The 2836-nt window shown below is 63.5% G+C and carries 2 protein-coding genes and 1 pseudogene; 2 read left to right on the top strand and 1 reads right to left on the bottom strand.

Going from position 1 to position 2836, the window contains the following annotated elements; genetic code table 11:
- Positions 1-192 precede the first annotated feature (192 nt).
- Together WH07_RS30970 and WH07_RS40035 are read left to right on the top strand one after the other, a co-directional pair.
- Complete coding sequence (locus WH07_RS30970; protein WP_046507399.1) at positions 193-873, top strand: hypothetical protein; 681 nt, start codon at positions 193-195, stop codon at positions 871-873.
- Positions 870-2201, top strand: coding sequence for a hypothetical protein (locus WH07_RS40035; protein WP_157877463.1), 1332 nt, complete (start codon positions 870-872; stop codon positions 2199-2201). The genes WH07_RS30970 and WH07_RS40035 overlap by 4 nt, the downstream gene beginning before the upstream one ends.
- A 143-nt stretch (positions 2202-2344) precedes the next feature.
- On the opposite strand, the pseudogene WH07_RS41480 reads toward WH07_RS40035, so the two are convergent.
- Positions 2345-2836: pseudogene (locus tag WH07_RS41480) on the bottom strand (serine/threonine-protein kinase); the annotation flags it as partial.

Below are 2836 nucleotides of genomic sequence, written 5' to 3' on the forward strand. Positions count from 1 at the left end.
AGAGATCACCGAGTGGTCGTCGATACACCACTCCCGCGGACGTGACCGAGGTAAGCGGCAGGGATGGGGCATGCTCAGAATTGCTCGGACGTGACCCATCGGCTGGCGCTTGGTAGTTAGTGATCGGGTTTTTGACGCCGCTCAGTGGGTGAAGAGGTTGCCCAAGCCCAAAGTCGGCCGGACCATGGAGTCATGGACTACCGTCCCCTCCTGGCTCAGCACACTGTCCAGCTCTCCCACGACGCACCGCGGTGGGACGATGCCGCACAGATCGCCGGGCTCGACCCATACGTGTGCAAGGCCTCGTACGTCTGCGGTGTCATGCGCGAGTTCATGCAGGCCTCTGGGCTCAACTTCGAGCACAACTACCACCTAGGATCGCTCTTCCTCGCCCTCGATGCCACCGAACTGCTCGGCCGGATCGTCAGCGGCAAGCGCGGAACAGACGGCAGCACCGAAGTCCTTCGGACGGGTGTGAGGTACCTGGAGGGTCACGCTGATCCGCAGGCCAGGCCCTTGCCGCACTCCGCAGTGCAGTACGTGAAGCTGAGGAACTTTGCCGGGCATGGCGCAGCGCAGCTCACGCGTACCGTGGCCTTCACCCCTGACTCGACTCAACTGCTGCTCCGGCACTTGGCCTACGTGTTGAACACGATGTGGGAGGACCCATCTCTATCGGCCAACCTGGCCGCAGCTGAGATCTATCCGCTATTCACCGTGGTCAAGGGAAGCCGACAGCCGGTGTATGTGCGCGACATCCAAGAGCACCTCATGACATCTCAGCCGGCCGACGGTCTAGAGCACGACTGCTGGCGATACGACGAGGCCGCGATCCTGGACAACTCATCTCCGTCGCCGAGTGGAACCGCTTGACCACGATGAACACGCCTCCAGCAAGTCCACCGCTCACGCCGGTCTACCCGTACAACAAACCGGGCCAGCCCATCCTCCTGCATGACGGCCCGATGGGTGGGCTCGGCACAGATGATGTCCCCGGTCGCGTCGAGCTGACCTGCTCAAACGGGTTCGACCTTGAGTGGGAGGTTGGCGGTGGCGCGACGCCGGGCTTCGCCAACCGAGACCAAGTTCCCCTGACGCTTCGTCGTCCCATGGGCGACATGGCCCTGCCTGGGTTCCCCCGGAACGTCGATGGTGGTTGGTCGAACGGAGCCGTCTTCGGGAACTCCGATGCTCCCTTGAGCCGAATCCTCGTTCATTGGTTCAACCTGCCCAACTGGCATGGAACGTTGGGACTGGTAGAGGAGACGCCGCGCGGCAAGCATGAATGGTCAGGCCGATGGTCGCTCGAAGCCAAAGGATGGAAGATCACGCTCGACGTTCGTCCTGACCACCAGCAGGTCTGGCAGGAACTCCACAAGACCGACGTGTACGTGATGACGCACGTCATGGAGATGCGTCGCGCCGATGATTCCGTTTTTACGGCCGACGAAGCCGACCCGTTGCTGACGGCGCTGCACGTCGGGATCTCGTTTGCCCTCGGTCGCTGGGCTGCCCCGATGCTGCCCGTGGGAGAAGGCGGCGACGGTCGAGTGGTCTGGGAGCAGTGGCGAGCCGCTCACTGCGACCCGGCACGCTCGAACAGCGATGGCTGGTGGTACGACCAAGATCACGAATCGCTCGGCGACTTCCTGCGTCTGGCGATCGCCGGCTTCCTCGACCCGGACAAACTCACGCCCCTGCGATTCCAGATGATGTACGCGATCTCGGCCTTGCGCAGCCGAGACTTCGTCGAGCCCCGAATCATCATGGGGACGGCCGGCTTGGAGCACATCATGTGGCAGAGCCTCGTCTTGAGCGGTGCCCTGACCGAGCGGGAGTACAAGCGGCGGCCAGCTCACGACCTGCTGCGCACGGTGCTGCGCGACGCCCAGATTCCGGTCGCCATCAACTCTGGCCTGTTGACGGCAGCCGCGCAGCACGCCGCCGATGTGAAGGCAAGGGAGAACAAGGACACTGACGGGGCCGATGTCGTCACGTGGGTCAGGAACCGGCTGGTGCACCCGCAAGAATCGCAGGAGCGGGTCTACGGACTGGACGGGCTGACGCGAGATGCATGGCTTCTTGCTCGCCACTACCTCGTGTTGCTGATCCTCAACTCGCTCGGATATACCGGAACTTACCGGGACCTCACCCGCATCCGAGGCTGGGTAGGCGACGTTGCCAAGGTGCCTTGGGGCTGAACACCGTGGCGCGACCATGCGTCAGGATAGGCCGTATTTACGGACGTCGGCTGCAAGCCGCTAACGACGCCTAACGACAAGACGTTTCCGGACCATTAGGCCAAGCTGACCACTTTTATTTGGAGTCGTAAGGGAGTCGAGGGCTACACGCGGCAGCTGTCGATATGGGTGACTTCGCGGTAGTCGACGATGGTGGGGCTGGCCATGGACTCCCGGTAGACGAGGACGGCACGGCCGTAGGGCCAGGCACTGTCGTTGCCGAAGTTCTGCTGGGCTTCGGAGCAGCTGCCGAACATCAGGCCGCGGACGATGTCCGTGAATTCGGTGTCGTCACGGTAGTCCTGCCCCTCCGGGTAGATACCGGGGCCGAAGGTGACGAACATGGTCTGGGCTGCGGGGTTGAAGGTCACGGTCACGGTGTCACCCATGTACTGCTGTCCTCGAAGCAATGGCTCCGCATCCGTGATCAGATGCCCTGCGGCAGTCTTCTCGGCCGAGGTGGCCGGCAGCCGGGCTGCGGCCCATTCGTCCACGTTGGGCTGGGCGTTGTCGCTGCGGGTGTAAGCGGGGGAGGGGGCGCTGGCGCGTTGGGGCGTTTGGGACGTCGCTGGCGTCGAGGGGGAGACCGTAGCGGG

Source organism: Streptomyces odonnellii (assembly GCF_000981895.1).
Classification (GTDB): Bacteria; Actinomycetota; Actinomycetes; order Streptomycetales; family Streptomycetaceae; genus Streptomyces; species Streptomyces odonnellii.

What these genes read in the sequence shown, in the direction of transcription:
- WH07_RS30970 (WP_046507399.1), top strand. Translation starts at nt 193, where the DNA reads ATGGACTACCGTCCCCTCCTGGCTCAGCACACTGTCCAGCTCTCCCAC.